The sequence below is a fragment of the Pectobacterium sp. S5 genome (assembly GCF_051707265.1).
GTDB classification, from domain to species: domain Bacteria; phylum Pseudomonadota; class Gammaproteobacteria; order Enterobacterales; family Enterobacteriaceae; genus Pectobacterium; species Pectobacterium polare.
This window is the reverse complement of record NZ_JAULSZ010000006.1, coordinates 158,413-178,586: the sequence shown is the minus strand read 5'-3', so window position 1 is coordinate 178,586 and position 20,174 is coordinate 158,413. Positions and strand designations below refer to the sequence as shown.

17 protein-coding genes are annotated in these 20,174 nt (G+C 53.9%); 11 read left to right on the top strand and 6 right to left on the bottom strand.

Annotated elements, in window-relative coordinates:
- The first annotated feature begins 66 nt into the window (after positions 1-66).
- From QWJ20_RS19360 to QWJ20_RS19345, 4 genes are all read left to right on the top strand, one after another.
- On the top strand, positions 67-2,616 hold the full coding sequence (locus QWJ20_RS19360; protein ID WP_433993261.1) for a TonB-dependent hemoglobin/transferrin/lactoferrin family receptor: 2,550 nt from the start codon (positions 67-69) through the stop codon (positions 2,614-2,616).
- Between the two features lie 179 nt (positions 2,617-2,795).
- A complete protein-coding gene (locus tag QWJ20_RS19355) occupies positions 2,796-3,308 on the top strand; it encodes a sigma-70 family RNA polymerase sigma factor (protein WP_010296516.1) in 513 nt (170 codons plus the stop codon).
- A complete protein-coding gene (locus tag QWJ20_RS19350) occupies positions 3,305-4,294 on the top strand; it encodes a FecR domain-containing protein (RefSeq protein ID WP_224072822.1) in 990 nt (329 codons plus the stop codon). The genes QWJ20_RS19355 and QWJ20_RS19350 overlap by 4 nt, the downstream gene beginning before the upstream one ends.
- A 326-nt stretch (positions 4,295-4,620) precedes the next feature.
- Positions 4,621-5,442 (top strand): TonB family protein, encoded by an 822-nt coding sequence (locus QWJ20_RS19345; RefSeq protein WP_433993260.1) that lies wholly within the window; start codon positions 4,621-4,623, stop codon positions 5,440-5,442.
- A 10-nt stretch (positions 5,443-5,452) separates the two neighbouring features.
- Here the strand turns inward: QWJ20_RS19345 and QWJ20_RS19340 are convergent, their stop codons facing one another.
- Positions 5,453-5,746, bottom strand: coding sequence for a DUF2623 domain-containing protein (locus tag QWJ20_RS19340; RefSeq protein ID WP_005968196.1), 294 nt, complete (start codon positions 5,744-5,746; stop codon positions 5,453-5,455).
- A 219-nt stretch (positions 5,747-5,965) separates the two neighbouring features.
- Between QWJ20_RS19340 and QWJ20_RS19335 the strand changes: the two genes are divergently transcribed.
- A complete protein-coding gene (locus tag QWJ20_RS19335) occupies positions 5,966-7,657 on the top strand; it encodes an Hsp70 family protein (protein ID WP_433993259.1) in 1,692 nt (563 codons plus the stop codon).
- Between the two features lie 39 nt (positions 7,658-7,696).
- On the opposite strand, the gene QWJ20_RS19330 is transcribed toward QWJ20_RS19335, so the two are convergent.
- Positions 7,697-10,420, bottom strand: coding sequence for a molecular chaperone DnaJ (locus tag QWJ20_RS19330; RefSeq protein WP_433993258.1), 2,724 nt, complete (start codon positions 10,418-10,420; stop codon positions 7,697-7,699).
- Positions 10,420-11,148: a DUF1266 domain-containing protein gene (locus QWJ20_RS19325; protein ID WP_433993257.1), complete on the bottom strand. Its 729-nt coding sequence runs from the start codon at positions 11,146-11,148 to the stop codon at positions 10,420-10,422. The genes QWJ20_RS19330 and QWJ20_RS19325 overlap by 1 nt, the downstream gene beginning before the upstream one ends.
- Before the next feature lie 383 nt (positions 11,149-11,531).
- Between QWJ20_RS19325 and QWJ20_RS19320 the strand changes: the two genes are divergently transcribed.
- The 5 genes from QWJ20_RS19320 to QWJ20_RS19300 all read left to right on the top strand — a co-directional run bounded on the left by QWJ20_RS19320 (position 11,532) and on the right by QWJ20_RS19300 (position 17,231).
- Positions 11,532-12,887: an alkyl sulfatase dimerization domain-containing protein gene (locus QWJ20_RS19320; protein ID WP_433993256.1), complete on the top strand. Its 1,356-nt coding sequence runs from the start codon at positions 11,532-11,534 to the stop codon at positions 12,885-12,887.
- Positions 12,888-13,008: 121 nt separating this feature from the next.
- A complete protein-coding gene (locus QWJ20_RS19315; protein WP_433993255.1) occupies positions 13,009-13,392 on the top strand; it encodes a TfoX/Sxy family protein in 384 nt (127 codons plus the stop codon).
- Between the two features lie 278 nt (positions 13,393-13,670).
- A complete protein-coding gene (locus QWJ20_RS19310; protein WP_433993254.1) occupies positions 13,671-14,513 on the top strand; it encodes a 23S rRNA (adenine(2030)-N(6))-methyltransferase RlmJ in 843 nt (280 codons plus the stop codon).
- A 128-nt stretch (positions 14,514-14,641) separates the two neighbouring features.
- Entirely contained in the window at positions 14,642-15,994 is a 1,353-nt protein-coding gene (gene gorA / locus QWJ20_RS19305) for a glutathione-disulfide reductase (protein WP_010296544.1), read from the top strand.
- A 331-nt stretch (positions 15,995-16,325) separates the two neighbouring features.
- Entirely contained in the window at positions 16,326-17,231 is a 906-nt protein-coding gene (locus QWJ20_RS19300; protein WP_433993253.1) for a siderophore-interacting protein, read from the top strand.
- 33 nt (positions 17,232-17,264) lie between these two features.
- On the opposite strand, the gene dsbG is transcribed toward QWJ20_RS19300, so the two are convergent.
- Positions 17,265-18,020: a thiol:disulfide interchange protein DsbG gene (gene dsbG / locus QWJ20_RS19295; RefSeq protein WP_433993252.1), complete on the bottom strand. Its 756-nt coding sequence runs from the start codon at positions 18,018-18,020 to the stop codon at positions 17,265-17,267.
- Between the two features lie 266 nt (positions 18,021-18,286).
- On the opposite strand from dsbG, the gene QWJ20_RS19290 reads away from it, so the two are divergent.
- Positions 18,287-18,910, top strand: a complete 624-nt coding sequence (locus QWJ20_RS19290) for a LysE family translocator (protein WP_349926308.1) — start codon at positions 18,287-18,289, stop codon at positions 18,908-18,910.
- A gap of 43 nt (positions 18,911-18,953) precedes the next feature.
- Here QWJ20_RS19290 and QWJ20_RS19285 read toward each other — a convergent pair whose 3' ends face one another.
- Complete coding sequence (locus QWJ20_RS19285) at positions 18,954-19,265, bottom strand: LysR substrate-binding domain-containing protein (RefSeq protein ID WP_433993251.1); 312 nt, start codon at positions 19,263-19,265, stop codon at positions 18,954-18,956.
- Positions 19,266-19,384: 119 nt separating this feature from the next.
- Entirely contained in the window at positions 19,385-19,822 is a 438-nt protein-coding gene (locus QWJ20_RS19280) for an RICIN domain-containing protein (RefSeq protein WP_233968216.1), read from the bottom strand.
- Positions 19,823-20,174 lie beyond the last annotated feature (352 nt).

Genomic DNA, 20,174 nt, shown 5'->3' with positions numbered 1-20,174 from the left:
CCCGATTTGGTTTTTCGCGTGACCTACCTGATGTGTCTTTTTTTTCAATACTTCAGGGGAATGACAATGGCGATAAATAATCATAATGGCGGGCGCTTCGCGCACAAACCCGCCTTGACGGTGGCGCGGGCAGTGCATCTGGCACTGTCTGGCGTGTTGATCTTGGGTGCCGGAACGGTCGGCTCGGCGCTGGCGGCGGAAACGACCGCTTCTGCCACAGCACCGACAGTGGCGTTTTCCATTCCGGCGGGGCCGCTCGGCACCACGCTACAGGCCGTTGCCAGCCGCGCCAATGTCATTCTCACGTTTTCTCCCGATCAAACACAGAATAAAACCAGCGGGAGCGTACAGGGAACCTACACCGTTCAGGCCGCGTTTGCGGCTGCACTGGCCGGAACGGGGCTGAGTGCGGTCCAGACGGCCACGGGCTATCGGCTGGAATCTGCGCTTGCCGCTGAGGGACGCGACGGTAGCCTGATGATCCCGACGCTTTCGGTTGTTGGCGGCACATCGGACAGCGCTGCCGCCGGACGTTCCGTGCTACGTCAGGCCGATGTTGACCGCGTGCAGGCCGATAATATTGCCAGCCTGCTCGATAAACTCCCCGGCGTGTCGATGGCGGGGTCACCCCGTCCGGGTGGGCAGAGCCTGAATATCTGGGGCATGGGCGATATGGAAGACGTCAAAGTCGTGCTGGACGGCGCGCCGAAAGGCTTTGAGAAATACCGTCAGGGCTCGGTATTTATTGAGCCTGAGCTGATTAAACGTATTGATGTTGATAAAGGGCCGCATGATATTCGCAGCGGCAACGGCGGCTTCGGCGGCACCATTCACGTTGATACCAAAGACGCCAGCGATCTGCTGATGCCGGGAGAAAATTTCGGTGGGATGGTCAAATACAGCTATCACACCAACGATCGGCAAAATATCTACAGCGGCGCGCTGTATGGCCGCACGGAAGAGGGAATGGCTGACGGCCTGCTCTACATGAGCAAGCGCGATGGCGACAACATCGAACGCCCTGACGGCACACGCTTTGTCTACTCGACCAGCGACATGGCGTCCTACTTACTGAAGACCAACATCTATCTAACGGATGCTCAGACGCTGACGCTCTCTGCGATGCGCTCCGAATCTGACGGCTGGCAGCCGTTTGCCGCTAAGCGTGACGACATGGCGTCGCCCACACAAGCGGAAATTACTCGCTACGGCTGGGAAGAGGCCTGGCGGCGTAAGCTGGTTTACCGCGATCAGGTGGATAAGAACTACTCGTTGAAATGGAATATTGCACCGGAGGATCAGCCGTGGCTGAATCTGACGGCGTCATTTGCCACCTCAAAAACCGAACAGCATGACCGACGCCCTGATTCAGCTTCACAGAGTAGCTATCTGGGCTCGCTGGGGAACGAAAGCTGGGTGAGCTACAAGGATCAGCTTGCGGAGGTCAGTAATGAAAGTCTGTTCACTACCGGCCCGCTCGATCATAAGCTGCTGGTGGGTATGCGCTGGCATCAGCATAAGCGCGACACGCTGATCTACTATCCATCCGGTAAGAATAACGCCGAGTATAACTACGGCTATTTCCAGCCTTACTATATGCCGGCTGGGGAACAGGAAACCCGCAGCCTGTATGTACAGGATGCGGTGACGCTGGGTAGCGTGACGATCACGCCGGGCGTACGTTATGACCACGTGACGAACACGGGGAAACCCAACGCGGCACCACGTTATAACAGCAGCATTCCGGCTGCAGGGCATGACTACAGCAGTGTGACCTACACCGGCTGGTCGCCGCGTATTGGTGCGCTGTGGAAGGCGACGGACAATCTGTCGCTGTTTGCCGATGCCAGCCGTACCTGGCGCGCGCCTGTCGTCGATGAACAGTATGAAGTGCAGTCTGCCGCGTCCAGCGTGCCGGGAACCAGCCGTAATCTGCAAGTGGAAAGCATCAAAGCATTTCGTCTGGGCGCGATTCTGGACTTCAACAACCTGATGCTGGAAGAAGACAGTCTGCAAATCCGCACCACGCTGTTCCGTAACCGCGGTAAAAACGAAATTTTCTACCGTCGCGGTATCTTGTGTGAAGCGCAGACGCAGAGCGGTACGTCATCATCTTGTGGGCAGCCGCTCTCTAACTACCGTAATCTGCCGGGTTATACGATTGAAGGGGTAGAGATTGAATCCTTCTACGACAGCCGCTGGCTGTTTGGCAGCCTGTCCTTCTCCTCAATTCGTGGCGAGCGCGATGCGTCACCGCGTAATCCGTGGGGCAATAAAACCTGGATCGCCGAGATTCCACCGACGACAGCACACGCCACGCTGGGCACCAAAATCCCAAGTCTGGATATGGCGGTAGGCTGGACGGGTGATTTTGTGCGTAAGCAGGATCGTTCACCTGCCGATGGCGATCCACAGGCCGATATTTGGGCGTTGCCGAAGAGTAAGGGATACGTGCTGCATGGCCTATTCGCCAGCTGGCAGCCGCAGGCGATAAAAGGATTTGAAGCACGTGTGACGGTCGATAACCTGCTGAATACCGATTATTACCCGTATCTGGGCGAATCCGTATCTGGCGTAGGACGTAACGTAAAAATCAGCGTGTTACAGCGTTTCTGATTGCGATGCTCGGGGCGGCTAGGAACGCCGCCCCGTTAGCGGATGATGTTGCATGGGCGTAATGCAAATTCAGCAAATTTGAATAATTTTCGTTTCGGAACTTGACAGTCAGAGGGAAAAAACATAAATAAGAACGATTATCATTCTTATGTTTAAATAGTGCTCTGGGGTAAAGTTCGATGGTGAGGAAAGCGACGGCCAGCGTTAATGACTTTGCCCAGCAGCTCTATTTCGATCACCACCGCTGGTTGTGTAACTGGCTGCGCCATAAACTGGACTGCGCCCAGCATGCGGAAGATCTGGCACAGGACACATTCCTGAGCGTGCTGATGAACCCAGAACTGCTCACGATTCGCCAGCCGCGCCCGTTTCTGGCTACCGTGGCCCGCCGTTTGGTCGCCAATCATTATCGTCGTAAAAAGATTGAAGATGCCTATCTGGATGTGTTGAGCACGCAGCCGGATGCCTGTATGCCATCCCCGGAAACGCGTCTGCTTACCCTCGAAATTCTTGAACAGCTTGATGCCGCATTGGACGGCCTGCCAGCACCGGTCAGGGAAGCGTTTCTGCTCGCACATCTCCACGGCATGCGCTACAGCGATATTGCCGAACGCTTGCGGGTTTCCAGCAGTTCGGTGAAACAGTATCTGCAACGCGCCAACCTCCAGTGTTTCTTTGCGCTACCGCTATGAACGATCGCACTTTTTATCGTGACAGACAGGGTCAGCCGATTCAGCCGGACAGCGCTCGTGAAGCCGTGGCGTGGCTGACGCAACTGATGTCCGACAGCGTTACGGAACAGGATCGCCGCGAGTGGCAGCGTTGGCGGGACGCTTCGCCGGATAACGAACAGGCGTGGCAGCATATCGAATCCGTGTGTGCCAATCTGGGTCAGCTTAATGCACGGGCGGCACACCAGAGCCTATCAACACTTAACGGTATGCAGCGCCGTAGCGTACTCAAAGCGTTGGCGATTCTCTGTCTGACCGGAGGCGCTGGCATGGCGGGATCGCGTACCGACCTCTGGCAGTCGTTGACGGCGGATTACCAGACGCAGGTGGGCGAACAGCGCCATGCGCTATTGGACGATGGCACGACGCTGTTGCTGAATACGCAGACGGCGCTGAATGTGGCCTACGGTGACGATCTACGCCAGCTCACGCTGATTCGTGGTGAAGTCATGATCGAAACCGGCCAGGCGGAGAAGGCCGCGTTGTATCCACGTCCTTTCATTGTGACGACGGCACAGGGAAAAGTGCAGGCGCTGGGGACGCGCTTTAGTCTGCGAGTGCAGGATGAACACACACAGGTAGCGGTGTATGACGGCGCGGTGAGGCTGCATCCGCAGCAGAACGGTCAGGATGTACAGGTGGTGAAAAGCGGACAAATTGCGACGTTCACTACGCAGCGCTGCGGCCAGATCGAGACGGCGAAGGCCGAGCCTGTGTGGGTGAAAGGACAGCTGCTGGCGGATAATCAGCGTCTGGTGGATTTTGTTGATGAACTGAGCCGCTATCGCAGCGGTGTCATTCGTTGCCAGCCCGAGGTGGCGAGTCTGCGGTTTTCCGGCGTCTTCCCGCTATCGGATACCGATAATATTTTAGCGGCGCTGGTGGAGGCGCTGCCTGTACAGGTGCGTTATTTCTCTCGCTACTGGGTTCAGATTGCTGCGCGATAAAATATCCTGCTAAAACGTAATAACATTACTTTTTATGCTGTTTTCACTTTTTTTCTGCCCGATCCTCGTAGCTGGACGACCTACTATTATCAGCTGCCCATTTTATACTCGTCATACTTCAAGTTGCTTGTGCGTTGGCTGCGTTCAGTCACCCGAATCACTTACTTGAGTAAGCTCATCGGGACTCCTTCGCTTGCCGCCTGCCTGAAACTTGAATTATTTAGAGTATGTACCTAACGATGTGATGAAGAACGTATGATGATCTCCTCGGAACCCCATTCATTGAGAGTGCAGCCCCTGTCTCCACGGCGAGGGGCGGTAGATTAATGGCTGCACAGACGCTGCAATACAATACGGTTCGGCCCGCCACGACGGTTCGTTGGGGGAGTGGCTGGCTGTTGGCATTGGCGCTACATGCGGGACTGATTGTCTGGGTTAGTTACCATGCGCTTGATTCCTCCATTGAAGCACCGCCGCCCGCCATGATGTTAATGGTGGCGGATAGCGTGCAATCGACTCCCAGCCCTCAGGATGCGCCAGTCGGCCCGCAGCAGACGCTGTCCACGCCGCAAGAAGCGACGGCTCAACCGGAAAAAATGATGCAGGATGCGCCGCCGCTCACGCCTGCACCGAAGCCAGTTATTACTACGGCGCAAAAGGAAAAGCCGCAGCCGCAGAAAAAAGTGCAGAAAAAAATGGAAAAGCCGGTGCTGGAGACGACACCACAGGAAGAGATTGCGCCATCGGAAAAACCGCCTGCTCCCGTTACCAGCGCGCCGCTGCCGGGCAGCAGCCAGCAAGTTGCTGCGCCGTATAACAGCGATGCCGCGCAGATGCGTAAAGGGGTGGCGGACTGGAGCAGCCAGCTACTGGCACACCTGAGCCGCTATAAGCGTTACCCGGCGCAGGCGGTGCGGCAGCGATTGCAGGGCGTCGCCCAGATTCGCGTGACGTTGGATCGGGCTGGGAATGTGCTGGCCGTCTCGTTAGCCAGCAGCAGCGGCGTGATGCCGCTGGATAAGGAGTCTGTCGCCTTGCCGCAGCGTGCTCAGCCGCTTCCTGCTCCACCAGCAGAGGTGATTGGGGATAATGCGCAGCTCACCATCACAATCCCCATTAGCTTCGATTTACGCGACGTGCGCCGCTAGCGGGTATCTACTAGCGCGGCGTGTGCGCATCATAGCCCGCATAAAAAAACCGAATCGCGTACGGGTTACCTTGTTCGGTAAAGAACTCTGCGACTCTCTCCCGCTCCAGCCCATAGCGGCGTGACAACAATCCTGCCTCGAAGGCGGCCTGTTGGCGGTCGCCTTTAGTTTCCGCCAGATTGTGGGCATAGCCACAGATATAGCCGCGCCGATAGTCGTAGCAGTAGGGATTAATGTCGTTGGTGGATTTTGGATTGGCCGATCTCAGCCCCGCGAGGACGCCCCGCTCAAAATGGTTTCCCATGATAATGCTCCGTGAATGATCGTTATGTAGTAAATAATATAGCGCTTATTTATCACTCACCAGATCTGTTGAAAAATATTCCTGAATCCGTCGTGCGAGGTCTTTCCCGATCAGTATGTATATACTGTTGCCCTGCTCGCCGAACAGGCTAGCGATCTGCGCCTGATGGGCACTCTGGGAATAGTTAGTGTACGGAATGGTTAAATAAGGAATAACAGCATGACGCACCCGCAAGACGCTTCTCTGGCGATTGGTATCGATCTGGGCACGACGAACAGCCTGATTAGCGTTTGGCAAAATGGCGAGGCCCGCCTGATACCGAATGCGCTGAATGACAACTTCACTCCCTCGGCCGTCAGTATTGATGAAGACGGCAGCATTCTGGTCGGCAAACCCGCGATTTCCCGTTTGACTACGCACCCGCAGGTGTCGGCGTCGCTGTTTAAGCGCTACATGGGGAGCAAGAAAGCCTTCCGGCTCGGGGATAAAACGTTCTCTCCCGCCGAACTGTCAGCCATGGTGTTGAAATCGCTCAAAGCCGATGCGGAAAGTTACCTCGGGCACCTCATCAAGGACGTGGTGATCTCGGTGCCAGCCTATTTCAGCGATGAGCAGCGTAAGCAGACGCGTTTTGCGGCAGAACTGGCAGAGCTGAATGCGGTTCGCTTAATCAATGAACCTACCGCTGCCTCTATGGCCTACGGCTTACACACGCAGGAACTGGGGCGTACGCTGGTCTTCGATTTAGGCGGCGGCACCTTCGACGTCAGCGTGTTGGAATACGCGTTTCCGCTAATCGAAGTGCACAGCTCGGCGGGCGACAACTATCTGGGTGGAGAAGACTTCACGCAGGCGATGGTGAAAACCTGTCTGAATGCGTGGAAACTTGAGGATTCGGCGATTCCTGCGACGGATCTGGCGCGTCTTTACAGCCATGCAGAAGCGCTGAAATGTCAGCCCGGCTTTCCTTCCCAATCGAATGAGCTGGTATGGCACTGGCGCGAGGAAGAATGGCGCCTCGTACTGGATAATGAAGACATCGAAGCGGCCTGGCTGCCGTTGATGAACCGCATTCGCGCGCCGATAGAACAGGCGTTGCACGATGCCCGCCTGAAACCGGAGCAGCTAGACCACGTGGTGCTGGTCGGCGGGGCATCAAAGATGTCGATTATCCAGAAGCTGGTGGTCAGGCTGTTTGGCAAATTACCTTATCAGCATCTGGATGCAGATACCGTTGTCGCCAAAGGCGCGGCGGTGCAGGCCGCTTGTCGGCTGCGCGAGCAGGATATCGAAGAAGTGATCCTGACGGACGTTTGTCCGTACACCCTCGGGATTAAGACTGCCAACGATAAGCAAAATGGCCTGTTTTCCCCGATACTGGAGCGCAATACGGTGGTGCCGACCTCGCGGGTCGAGACGTTTTCCACGGGTTCCGCTGGGCAGGACAATATCTGCATCGCGATCTATCAGGGGGAAAGCCCTTACGTCGATAACAACGTGTTTATCGATGAATTCACCATGCCGATAAAAGCGAAAACGTATAAGCAATCCATTGAGGTGCGTTTCAGCTATGACATCAATGGCCTGCTGGAAGTGGATGTTAATCTGCCGGACAGCGGCGATAACTTCACGAAAGTGATCGATCGCAGCCCGACGGGACTAAGTGCTGAACAGCAGCAGAAAAGCCACCAAAAGCTGCAAGCGATGAAGATTCACCCCAGAGATAACCTGATGAACCGCAACCTGCTGGCGCGGCTGGAAAAAGCCTGGGCGCAGACGCGTCTGGAAGAGCGGGAGCAGATCGGTTTCTGGCTGCGGGATTTTGAACAGGTGCTGGCGGGGCAATACGCTCCGGCGATTGACGAAACGCGGCAGCGTATTGAGCAGTATCTGGATGAGGTATCTCGTTGATATTCGGGCGGTACGCGCGGTGCCGCCCGAATATTGCTGTCAGACAGACGTGGTGTAGGTTTTCTTACCGTGTGGCGGCGGCCCGAATTGATTCCAGCGATTAAGGCTGGATGATAACAGGGGAATCAGCATGAGTATCGGTATCAGCATGCTGAAAAAACTCATTCCCCAAGGGGCACGAGCGCCGATGTCGTTATAGCGGCGACGCGTCGCACTCAGCAGATTACACGCCATCAGTACCATTAGCAGTCCTTCAATGTAGGGCGGTGGCGACCCGAGCCAGTCGCCCGCGCGATAGAGAAAGTAACTTCCCAGCCCACCTTGCATCAGGAAACCGAGACGGCCGATGCGAGCGTTCGTGCGCCATAGCTGCCACCAGTAGCTCTTTTTAGCCTGTGATGCTTTGAACTGGCGTTCGCGCCGATCGACACATTGAAGCAGTATTTTTGCTATCAATCTCAGCGTGACGTCTTCGTGTGGAGAGGACTGATGTGTCGTTAGAAAGTCCTCATCGCTGTTATCCAGAAGAGACGTATCGCTCTGCGCACAGCTCTGAATAAGCTTGCCGATGAGCGTGACCCGTTTGTCGTCGGAGAGCTGTTTTAGCTGTTTCTCCAGTTCATCCGATCCTTCGGTAAAGGCGGTACGGATTGCATCTTCCTGCTCCGTTTCTACGGGAATCGCCGCCAGCCGCTCAAGGTGTTGCTCAGCCTGTCCTTCCTCTCCTACAAGGGCATAAAACGCGTGGAAAAATATCTGGTAGATGATGGGCGATTTCGCCAGTTCCGTCTGCCAATGCTCGTCGGTGAGATAAAAATGGCTCGCAGCGGATTCGCTGTAAGTTTCCCTGCTGCCGAGATATTCCTCAATAGAAACGGGGAAGTTCATCCAGCAGTGATAGTGCAGCGGATCGGTGAGTTCCAACTGTTTTTTCAACGGCGTCACCGCATCACCATCGTGGCATTCCGCCTTGCGGAAGAATCGAGAGAGCGAATGCGCAGGGTGGCTTAAGGCCAGTTCGGGCAGCACCGATTGACGCGGTAAACCCAGACAAGACGCTGGATCGGTCATCATTAATGCGATCAGAATAGCCTGTCTCAGTTCCTCTTTAGCGCTGAGATCCTGCGGTTTCTCCACCCCTTGCGGCACCAGAGACACATCGCACCGGTAGCGTGCGGACAGCTCGACCAGACAATCGTTGATCGGGTCGATTTCCTCCGTATGTATGCCGCTGCTATACAGCTTGTTAAGCTGATTCAGCGACAGCGGACGCCATTGCCGCAACCAGGTTTGCGCTTGCAGCCAGGCGGACGATTTCTGGTTAGTGAATATGCTGGGCAACGCGTCTTCTGACAGCGAATACAGCCATTCCGTGAAGGCGTGAATCGCGCCGGAGGTGTCCAGCCAGGAGAGACGCTGTGTCGCCTGAAACTGTAATCCCTGTAAGATCAACGCATACAGCGGTTCCTCGGGCAACGGCTGCGCCAGAATGTCCTGCAACAGACGTTCATTACCCACGGTTAACATGCTGGCGTGCCAATACAGGCGATCCTGAATCGCGTCCCCGCTGTGTAGTAGCAGGTGTCGGTAGATGTCCTGCAAATCCTGTTTGCCCAGCTTCCAACAGGCATAGCTTTCCGCCATAGGCGAGAGCGACAGCTTCAGCGCTTCTCCCCAGCGTATCAACATTTGGGTGTTGTGCTGAGAAATGAAGAAACGCTGGCGCGGATCGTCCAGCGCTAATCCTGTCAGGTCCGGCGCTGGCGTGTGGTTGAACGACTGAATCAGTAAGGGAAGCGCATCCGGCTGATGCTGTTTGCACCAGTTAATCAGCCAGTGTTCCGCTTGTGCATGGCGGGTTTGCTGATAAAGCGTCAGCCACAGCGTGAAGGCCTGCTCGTTTTCTCCGGTAAGCGAACAGAGGTTGGCGCTGAGTTCGAGCCATTCTGCGTCGTTCGGAGCCCCATCCAACTGTTGTAGACAGTAATCGCGCAGGATGGCGTTGGGCACACCGGCGTGGCTGTGCCAGCGCGCGAGCTTTTGCATCAGCGTCGGGCTGTCGGGCCAATAAATCGCGGCCGGGGTGCGCAGCAGCGTGCCCAACATAAATGCGGGTCGATTCCAGTACATTCCGTTGGCCTGCTGGAAATAGAAGATGGTTTCCAGCTGTGCGGGCAGATTCAGGTGCGATAGCAGGGAAAAATCGAACAGATCCTCATAGCCGAGCGAGTCGAGGAAGTGGCGGACATCTTCCACTCCGTCGCCGGACAGTTCCCCTTGTCGCTGCTGCCAGCGCAGGCGTTCGGCCAGTATGCGGACACAGAGGATTGATATGCAAGATTCGCGCATCAGGCGCTTAAGCAGCGGCCAGCGAAGGCGATCGATCACCTCGAAATCCTGCTGATTCAACAACTGAATGTAGCGCTCCCAGTGCAGCGGAACGAAACGTTCAACTGGGTTGCTTAACAGCTGCTCAAACGCGTTAACCAGCGCTTCTGACTGGGGATCGGCCTGCTCGGCGGAGGCATTCTCGGTTGCCGAAGTGGCGTTTTGTGATTCGGCAGGAGTCTGCTCTTCTTCATCCGACGGCACGGGATTTTTCGCCAGCTTACAGGCGGTATCGTACGCGTCGCGCAGCTGTTTAAAGCCCTCGGGGTCGGTTTCCGGGTGAAACTGTGGCACTTTCTGACGATAAGCCTGACGGATAACATCCAGATCCTGAGTCGGCTCAATGCCTAATCGCTGCCAGCACAGTGTGTCCATTATATTTCCGCTTCTGGTAAGGACTCGGGCTTATCCATTTCTATCGGATCAACATCCCAGTCGAGGTCATGAATCGGGCAGTCTGGGTGGGTATAGAGCGTGCCGATCTGGTCAATGTAGTCAGGAATCTGGCTACAGTTGCTGAAAATGTAGCGCTGGCATTCTGGATCTTCCTCATCCGAGCCGAGCCAGTAGGTGCGGCCGATCAGGAATGCGGCGTAATAATTTTCCCAACTGCGGTAATAGTAACGCGCTCTGTCAGCCAGCCGGGTGTGAATCCACAGGTTCTCTTTTTCGCTAATCCAGCCGTTGAGTAATCCGATGCGGCTCAGGAAACTCATGCGCCCCAGATCCCAGGCGCGGATCCCGCCTTCACCGCACAGCGCGGCCGTTTCGGTCACCAGCGCGAGTGCACCCTGTACGTCTTCAGATTGATTGGCGCAGTGCCGCTGCCATTCGGATGCCGTCAGGTGGTGCCAAAGGTGATAGTAATACGCCAGACGCTCGGCGTGACCGCCGTCTGTCATATCGTTAATCATTGCGATCAGGCCTTCGCGGGAGGTGATACCCCAGCTGTTGCTCAGACTGATGGGTTCACCGGGCTCATAAAAGGTCGGCTCGCAGAAGCGGGCGCCGTACTTGATATTGAGTGCGACCATCGGGGCGGAAAGCGCCATCAGCCAGCGCTGATATTCAGGTTCCATCAGAATAACGTCCAATTCCATCATGGTTAGCGTGCGATCGTACTGTATGTGGCCCGTCTGGGAAACGAAAAATATCCCACGCTAAAGCGGTTTTTTATACAGATTGGATTTTTATACAAGTTGAAATCAGCCGCGCAATGGGCACGTTTTCCAGACCCCAGGGTAAGGTGATGACGCCTGTCAGGCGAAGGCTCGAAACGGAACGCTCCCTTTCACTAAACCCTCTCACTTATGAGAAGTGGACTGTCATTTATGACTATACCCTTTTGGCTCTGCTGCTTTTATGCTGCGGGGATTACGGAACCCTGCCAATTCGCTAGGTTCTGTGCGGGTTTTGTTCCTGTCCCTCCCGTTTTTGATACATGAATCAGAAATGGGACTCAGAGTCGTGAATTGACGGAGAAAAGATGACACAGTATTTCGACGGAAAACTGAGGAAAGCGACATTGTTGCTCACAACGGTTATGGCACTGACGGCGGCAGGCTACGCAGGCGCGCATGAAGAAACGGCGGGTGCAAAAACGCTGCTCGCACATAATGCCGATTTTCAGAAGCAGATAGTGGGAGTCGCAAAAGGCGTTTATGTGGCTGTTGGGTATTCGGCTGCAAACGTGACCCTGATTCAGGGAAAAGATGGCGCGATTATCGTGGATACGTCGGCGAATCCTGTGGATGCAAAAGCGATCATTGAAGCATTCGGCAGCCGTATGGTTCGGCCTGTGCAAGCCATCATTTATACACATAACCACCCCGACCACTCCGGCGGCGCGACGGTTTTTGCCGGTAATGACAAGCCAGAAATTATCAGCCACCGTCTTTTGGTTACAGCAAAACCGGATACCGGCCGTGGAAAGCGTGAGGGCGGTGATGCCTTCGGGACTTCCTTGCCTGATGACCAATTTATCAATGCGGGCACGCAGCTTGAATACGGTCGTAAAACGCCACACACCCGTGAAGGTTTTCTGCCACCGACCCAAACATTTGACGGTGACAGCAAGAACCTGACCCTTTCAGGCGTAAAAATGGAACTGCTCCATACGCCGGGTGAGTCTGATGAAAACACCGCTGTCTGGCTGCCTGAGCAGAAGGTCTTGCTGGCGGGTGATAATTTTCTGAAAACCTTTCCGAACATCGCCCCGCTGCGTGGTCTGCCAACTCGCAAGATTGATGAATGGATTGCCAGTCTGGACAAAATAATTGCACTGAACGCAGAGCACCTCATTCCTGGGCACATGCAGCCAGTCAGCGGTGCCGCCGAAGTTAAGGCAGCACTGACCGCTTACCGCGACGGCATAAAAAGCGTCTGGGATCAGACGATGGCCGGTATCGCCAAAGGAATGACGCCGGATGAACTGGTACAGACGGTGAAACTGCCGCCGGAACTGGCAAAAAATCCTTATCTACAGGAATATTACGGCAGCGTAGCGTTTACCGTACGTGGTATTTATGTGCAGCAGGCGGGCTGGTTTGATGGCAATGCTACACACATCTATCCGCTGACTGAGAAAGATCGTGCCACACGGTTACTGGCTATGACCGGAGGTCAGGCGAACATGCTGAAAAGCGCGGAGAAAGCCCTGTCGTCCGGCGATTTCCAGTGGGCTGCCGAACAGGCGGATTACGTGCTGGCCGTTGAACCCCATCATTCAGAAGCCAGAAAGATTAAAGCGGATGCGCTGACCGAGTTGGGCGAACGTCAAGATAACGCGACTGCGCGTAATTATTATCTGACCGCGGCGCAGTATCTGAAGAAAAATCCCTAACCTGCTACCCTTGCTTTAATTCGCTTATCGAATGCCGGATTTATCCGGCATTCTGCTTTCATCCATACCTGTTTAGGTGTCTGTAAAACTCGGCCAGCGTACCGCGTAAAAGGAGACTGATATGAATATTTCCGGAGAGTTGACCGCGTTCATCATGGATCAGCTCTCACCGCTCAGTCGTTTTGTTCCGCGTAAGATGTTTGGCTGTCTGGCGATTTTTCACGATGGCTTAATGGTTTTACTTATCAACAATCAGGGTGAGATTTTCGTTAAAACAGACGACCAGAATCGCAGTCTTTTTGATAAGGCAGGGTGCCAGCCGTTCACCTACACCCGCCGTGGAGAGGATGGCAAGCTCAAAACCATTTGCCTGTCTTTCTCACAGCTGCCGGATGACGCGATGGAAGAGCAGGAAACGTTTGTCCGTTGGGTGGCATCTGGCATTGAGGCCGCACGACGCACTGCGCTCCTGAAAGGTAAATCTACCCACGCGCCAACCCCGTGAATGTTTTTAGCTGTCCATAAGAGGTTACCGCTCTGGCGTGGTTGATTTTCCGAGTGCTACGTTGCCCCCTTTATCTGCCTGAATATCGGTAGCTTTCAATCGAATGAAAAACGGCCATGTTTCTCAATTTACTGATTTAAGACGATAAAAATGGCCGGTTTGCGGGGCGGCTCGCAGGGTGAGGTGTTGTTTCGGTATTGAGGGGATATTTTCCGTCGCAGACGGTTATACTGTCGGTTAATCGACGTTATTTATAAAAACTTCACCGGAAAGCAAGCATGCTAAGTTACCGCCACAGTTTCCATGCCGGCAATCACGCCGACGTGCTGAAACACACCGTTCAGAGCCTGATCATCACTGCCCTGAAAGAGAAAGATAAACCTTTCCTGTATCTGGATACCCACGCGGGTGCCGGTCGCTATCAGCTCAGCGGCGAACATGCCGAGCGCACAGGCGAGTATCTGGATGGCATCGCGAAAATCTGGCAGCGTGACGACATTCCGGCTGAACTCGAACCCTACATGCAGGCTGTGCACACCTATAACCACAATGGGCGGCTGCGCTATTACCCCGGCTCCCCGCTGATTGCCCGCCAGCTGCTGCGCGAACACGACAAGCTCCACTTAACCGAGCTGCACCCCAGCGATTTCCCGCTGCTGCGTAATGAATTCCAGAAAGATTCGCGTACCAAAGTGCTGCGTGACGATGGCTACCAGCAGTTGAAATCACAGTTGCCGCCGCTTTCTCGTCGGGGATTTGTGCTGATCGACCCACCTTATGAGCTGAAAACGGACTATCAGGCCGTGGTGAAAGGCATTCAGGAAGGGCATAAACGTTTTGGCACTGGCGTATTTGCGCTGTGGTATCCGGTGGTGCTGCGTCAGCACATCAAGCGCATGCTGAAAGAGCTGCAAGCCACGGGCATTCGCAACATTCTGCAAATTGAACTGGCGGTGCGGCCGGACAGCGATCGCTACGGCATGACGGCGTCTGGCATGATTGTGATTAACCCGCCGTGGAAGCTGGCATCTCAGATGAAGAGTGTGCTGCCGTGGTTGCATAGCGTGCTGGTACCGGAAGGCATCGGACATACGCTGGTGGAGCAAATCGTACCGGAGTAATACGCATGGTTGCGGTGGGCGACGCGGTCGGTTTTTCCTATCGCAACCATAGGCATAACCTTTATTCGGCGTATGGCTCTGGCGTTACACTCTAGGCAAATTTTATTCACTTAAGCATGGATACACTGATGACCAAACACTATGACTACCTTGCTATTGGCGGCGGCAGCGGCGGTATCGCGTCTATCAACCGCGCGGCGATGTATGGACAAAAATGTGCGTTGATCGAAGCAAAATATCTGGGCGGCACCTGCGTCAACGTCGGCTGTGTGCCGAAGAAAGTGATGTGGCATGCGGCGCAGATTGCCGAAGCGATCCATCAGTACGGGCCGGATTACGGGTTCGATACCACGGTAAACCAGTTTAACTGGGGCACGCTGGTTAAGAACCGTAGCGCCTATATCGATCGCATCCACCAGTCGTACGACAACGTGCTGGGTAAGAATAAGGTCGATGTTATCCACGGTTTTGCCCGCTTTGTCGATGCGCATACGGTGGAAGTGAACGGCGAGAAAATTACGGCTGATCATATCCTGATCGCGACAGGTGGTCGTCCGGTTCATCCTGCTATTCCCGGTGCGGAATACGGTATCGATTCCGACGGTTTCTTTGAGCTGGATGCGCTGCCGAAGCGTACGGCTATCGTCGGTGCTGGCTATATCGCGGTAGAGATTGCCGGGGTGCTGAACGGGCTGGGCTCTGAAACCCACCTGTTTGTACGCAAACACGCGCCGCTGCGCAGCTTCGATCCGCTGATTGTCGATACGCTGGTGGAAGTGATGAACACCGAAGGGCCGACGCTGCATACCGAGTCGATCCCGAAAGCGATTGTGAAGAATGCCGATGGCAGCCTGACGCTGGAACTGGAAAACGGTCAGTCACAGACTGTTGACTGCCTGATTTGGGCGATTGGTCGTGAACCCGCGACGGATAACCTGAACCTGAGCGTCACTGGCGTAGAGCTGAACGACAAAGGTTATATCAACGTCGATAAATTCCAGAACACCAATGTTCCTGGCATTTATGCCGTAGGTGATAATACCGGTGCCGTCGAGCTTACGCCGGTTGCTGTCGCGGCAGGGCGTCGTTTGTCCGAGCGTCTGTTTAACAACAAGCCGGACGAACATCTGGATTACAGTAACATCCCGACCGTCGTCTTCAGCCACCCGCCGATTGGCACTGTCGGGTTGACCGAACCGCAGGCACGTGAGCAGTACGGCGACGATCAGGTGAAAGTGTATAAATCTGCCTTCACCGCGATGTACACCGCCGTCACGCAGCACCGCCAGCCGTGCCGCATGAAGCTGGTCTGCGTGGGCAAAGAAGAAAAAATCGTCGGCATCCATGGCATCGGTTTTGGTATGGATGAGATGCTGCAAGGCTTCGCGGTCGCTGTCAAAATGGGCGCAACCAAGAAAGACTTCGACAACACCGTCGCCATTCACCCGACTGCGTCAGAAGAGTTTGTGACGATGCGTTAATGGTGTAGGGAAGCGGGTCTTACTGCTTTTCTGAAACACGAAACATGCTGGTCGAATAGTTAACTATTTGGCCAGCATTTTTTATGACAGATATCCTTGTCTGTCACCCTGTAGGTCGTCGCAAGCAACGTTGCAAAACGCTCTCTGCGTTTTTTATGCCCGCTCCGAATGGCTTCCTGCCAACGAGATGAAGAAAATGCTGCTTTTATCACGGCATTCACCTGAATGGTGATAATGATTATCGTTAGTGTTTTGTTTATGGTAAGTTGCGGTGAATGGGTTTTATCCCGCTGGTTGACTTTTCCCTTACAAAACATGCGGTTTTCTCACTATGTCTTTAGCTACCCGTACGACGTCTTCCGCCTATCGGCTGTTCAACTTACGCTTAGAGAGTAAGACGCTACTCTCGCCTTCATTGGTTCGCTGTGTGTTCACCGGCCCGGAAGTGCGCCAGATGAAACTGGACGCGCCGGATCAGCGCATCAAGCTGCTGCTCGCCAGTGAAAGCGGGGAGCTGACCCCAATGGCCGTGAGCGATACCTGGTATCAGGACTATCTGGCGCTGCCGCGTGAGCGTCGTCCAACTTTGCGCACCTATACGCTGCGTTCCGTCTCACAGGAATCACAGCAGGCGGCGATCGATTTTGTGCTGCACGGCGATACCGGGCCTGCCTCAAGCTGGGCGAATCACGCTAAGCCGGGCGATACGTTACAGATTGTCGCGCCCAATGCAGAGGCCGATGGCGACAGCGGCGGCTATGAATGGGCACCGCACGAAGGCGTTGAACAAGTGCTGCTGATTGCGGATGAAACGGCGCTGCCTGCGGCAATGGGAATTCTTGAGCAACTGGCTACCCAGCCTTCTCCGCCGTCGGTGCAGGCTTTTTTTGAAGTACCAAAAGTGGCTGACTGCGTGACACCGGGCGACTTCCCGTTTGCGCAGATTCACTGGCTGCCGCGTGAGGAAACGGGCAGCACAGTATGGGGCGAACGCCTGCTGGCCGCGGTACAACAGGACGTGAAGATTCCCGCCAGTGCTTGCACAAAGAGTGATGAAATCGCACAGGAAGCGCCGGAAGACGAGCTATTGTGGGAACGGGCAACGGCACATCACCCGTTTTACGCGTGGGCGGCGGGAGAGTCTTCCGCCATCAAACGGCTGCGCCGCTATCTGCTCGACGAGCGGCACCTCGATAAAGAGACGATCAACTTTATGGCGTACTGGTCGCATCGCTAAGAGAAACGTCAGGAGGGAGATGCCCTCCTGTGTCTATTTCCCCATCATCTCCGCTAGCTGCTTTTCATCCGGCAGCCCGACGACCTGCTGTAGATCATTCTTATCGTTCAGGTAATAGATGGCAGGCGTGACGTTTGCACCCAGTTCATCCATTAGCCGCTGATTATGCTGAATATTATTCCAGATATCGCGTGATGAGTCCTTGGGGAACGGGGGCACTGTTTTGCCGTTCGACAGTTCATATTCATGCCAGGCTTTGGCCGGATCGCTGGCGGCAAGAATCGCGGCGGCATAGCGTCCGCTTTCCGGTTTAATGACGCCTACCAGCAGTGTTTGCAGTTGGACTTTTCCTGCTTTCACCCACGGCTGTGCCTGCTGCCAGAACTGTTTGCAGTACGGGCAGAATGGGTCGGCAAAGACGATGATTTTACGCGGCGCATCCTTCGCCCCTTCGGTGATAAACGACGCCTTCTGTAATTTCTGCCACATCTCCCGACCAGCAGGTACATACACTTCCTGCTGAATCAGTGCTTCACTCAGGTTGTTGCCGTGTTCGTCATACATATAGCCCGAAATGGCATGCTTACCGTCTGGCGTTAAGTAGATGGTCACGCCCACGCCTTGATAACTACCCAGCCAGCCTTGCACGCCGCCGGGTGCAGTGAACGGCTTGATGATCGTAATACCTTGTTTTTCGATGCTCTTCACTGCATCTGGCAGAGCATCTTGCGCCAGTGAAGACGCGGAAAGCGTCAATAAAGAAAGCATGAGGAAAAAGCGTTTTATCATGGTGTTGCGCCTGTATCGTGAGTCATTGCCTGCCGGATAGCGTAGCGGAAGGTAACCAATCGGGGGAGTTTATTTACGCTTTCTGAATCTGGGTCTGATGTGAGCTGTTGCTATGCAATCTGGCTGAAGAGAGGTGTTGGGTAGGGTCAGGCTCTGTCGTATATTACGTGGCGCGTAATTAGGATAGCTTGTCGGTTATCTTGCACCATCCTTCTCGCAGAGAAGGGTGATTTTTGTGGTTTTCCCTGCTGGAGTGATGAATTACCGTGACGTTGACCGAATCGCTGATTGCTTTTACGTTTGCCGCAACGCTGCTGACCCTGACGCCGGGTTTGGACACGGCGCTGATTTTACGCACCGCTACCGTTGAAGGCAGTAAGAAAGCCTTCCATGCCGCGTTTGGTATTCAAGTGGGCTGCCTGATTTGGGGCGCGATGGTGGCGTTTGGTCTGGGGACGTTGATTGCCGCGTCGGAGCTGGCCTATAACATCCTGAAATGGTGCGGTGCGGCGTATCTCTGCTGGTTGGGTCTGCAAATGATCCTGAAACCCAGAACTGAAGTGGTGATGGCGGCCCCACAAGATGCACCGAAGCAGCAGAACTGGTTTCTCCGTGGCATGCTGGGCAACGTGTTAAACCCAAAAATCGGCGTGTTTTACGTTTCATTCCTGCCGCAGTTTATCCCTGCCGGCCATTCGGTCGTGCTATGGACTTACCTGCTTGTTCTTATTCACGTCTTTATCGGCACGCTGTGGTCGTCCACGCTGATTGCCGCCACGCGCCCGCTGTCGCGTTTTTTGCGTCGTGGTTCCGTAGTGAAGTGGATGGACCGAACAACAGGCGTTCTCTTTCTGGCATTCGCCGCGCGTCTGGTCTTGTCCCGGCGGTAAGGTGGCATTGGCATCGATATTATCGATAAATGCCTCTCATACCTCAGAGCCTGCCGAACAGTAGCGCGATGAGCGTCAGAATCTCTTTGCTGAGCGGCTGCCCTTTCTCTTCGGCTAACAGATAGAGTGGGGTGGTACGCTTTCCCCTTTGCTGTAACGGCAGGACTTGTAATTCACCCCGCATAATGTGTTCTGAAATCCGTGCATCTGGTAGCCAGCCGTAGGCTACCTGATGCAAAACGGCCTGCGTGGCCGCTTCAAACGTGGTGAATGTCCAGCCCTCGGCAGAGGAGACTGCGTATGTGGCGTTGTGCGCGTCACGATCTCTGCGAGACAGCGCCTTGCTCGTTTTCAACTGCTTCGGCGTTTCATTATCAACTCATACTTATGAGCAGATTATAAAAACCAAAAACCATCTTATTTTAATAAGATGGTTTTTAAACTGATGTAGCGTGCTATATATGTCAGTTGATTTTATTCGCTAGCTAATGCAGAGATTCTATCAAGAGGGACGAATTTCCATTGTTGAGCGATTGAACCATTGAATTCATATAGCTGAACACGTGTTCCTGCACCACCACGCGTATCGTCGTCGATAACATAGGATTTATTCGCCTGGCTCAAAATAAATCCAGGTTTGCTTGCAAAATCCCATTTTTGAGTTGGTTCATTCTGATTGGTTACCTGTAAAACGATATCTGTACCGCTAGCAATAGCTTTGTTTTTAATTGCCAGCGCTAGATTTCCGTCACTCGCCGCCAGTGAAATTACCCCTGTGCTAGTATTCAGATCCCATAGGATTTTATCGAGAGAAGAGTCTGCACGGAGAAGAACGGCTTTGGCATCTTTTATCTGATCGGAGACACCTAATGCCAGTGTTTTATCTGCTGCATATTTCAAAATACCAATCATAGTAATTCCCTTGCTATTAATATTAGTCGATGGTTTCTGACTTGCTACATTTAGTCAGTGCTTAAACTGTAGTTGTCTTTATTTTTTCTTCCACTGGTTAAATTGAAGAAATGAGTTAAATAAAAATTAATTACTTTTATTTAACTTGTAGGTGGTGGATGTTTTTATTTTTTAATGGGTTATCCGAAACATGAGTGGGCGGGTGATATTTTTTATATTCAGCAATGATGTATTTAATTATGTGAGCGCTAATTGTAATGGTGTTAAATAAACTTACGGTGATATATATTAATTAAAAATAATTTAGTCTATTCCGTTATTGATGTAGCATGAATATGAGCGGGATCAGAAT